Origin of the sequence: Granulicella sp. dw_53 (genome assembly GCF_018449545.1) — a bacterium.
GTDB lineage: Bacteria > Acidobacteriota > Terriglobia > Terriglobales > Acidobacteriaceae > Edaphobacter.
In genome coordinates, this window is sequence record NZ_JAAVUR010000042.1 from 1 (window position 1) to 1,305 (window position 1,305).

A 1,305-nucleotide genomic window follows, 5' to 3' on the forward strand; every position below is an offset into this window, starting at 1 on the left:
TCCCCGGCGATTTCAAAGCCCTGCAGTGGCTTGCCGTGGGTGGAAAGGCCTTCTGCATTGTCGAACCAAACGCGAAGTGCATTCGGCTCGGACGTGACTTCGCGCAGCAGCGGCGAAGCATAGGCGACGTGCTCTCCATAGACGATAGCGCGAGCGGCCAGCGCCAGTCGTGCAGCCACCGTCTGCTTGTCCGGCGGATGCACATTGTCTTCGAGTCCTACGTCGAGAGACACGGCCATCGCCGTATTGCGTACCCACAGTGTCCGTCGCTGCGCATCGCGGATCGCTCCCCAGTTCTCGGCGGGCGAATGGAAGGACGAGATCTGTACAAACAGAAACGGGAGATCCCCCTGCCCAAAGTGCATACGCCAGTCTCGGATAAGCGCTGGAAAGAGCGTGACGTAGTACGGTGCGCGCGACGGTCCGCTGTTTGTCTCACCCTGGTACCAGAGAAAGCCTCTTACGGTATACGGTACCGCGGGTGCGATCATGCCGTTGTACAGTCCAGCTGGTGACCATGAGACTTCCGACGGATGCCACATGTGGCTCGGCAGCGGCTTTCCGGCAGCTCGCGCGGCATCGTCCTCACGCTTTTCCTGTGCGACTTGTGCCACAAGACTCGATTGTTTCGCGGCAAACTCCGCCCGCGCCTGGAAAGCAGGCAGCAGTTGTGGATCACTGCCAAGGGTATCCAAAGACACCCATGAATCCGCAGGTGTACCACCCCAGGACGCGTCGATTAACCCGACCGGAACGTCTTCCTTCTCCGATATCTCGCGGCCGAAAAAGTACGCGACAGCCGAGAACTTCGCGGCGGTCTCTGGTGTGCACTCCGTCCATGCCCCGTTCACGTCATCCTGAGGGACGTCTGAACTCACATGCTCTTCCAACAGCAGGCGCAACTTCGGATGGTGCGCGGAGGCGATCTCTTTGGCTGCGTCCTTCACGGTTGCCGTGGGTGGAAATCCGTTCAGGGGCATCTCCATATTGCTCTGGCCGGAGGCGAACCAGATATCGCCGACCAACAAGTCCTGGCGCTCAGTGTGCCCATCGCCGTCGATTGTCAAAGTGTAGGGGCCCCCCGCCTTTTCTGGCATCAGATATGCATCCCATTGTCCAAGTCCATTCGCAACAGCGGTCACTGTCTGCGCATGGAAGTGGAGGGTCAATCTGACATCTGGCGCGGACCAGCCCCACAGGTGTACAGGGGCATCACGCTGCAGCACAGCGTGGTCGCTCAACAAGTGTGGCAAACGAATTTCTGCCAAGGCTGACAAACTCGCGAAAGTGAGAGCGAACAAAGCA

General features: G+C 59.4%; 1 protein-coding gene. It reads right to left on the reverse strand.

The window, feature by feature from the left end; all coding sequences use genetic code 11:
- Window positions 1-1,253 (reverse strand): sialate O-acetylesterase (locus tag HB393_RS24875; protein ID WP_255551610.1); only part of this gene is annotated, 1,253 nt, incomplete at its 3' end.
- Window positions 1,254-1,305: the final 52 nt, after the last annotated feature.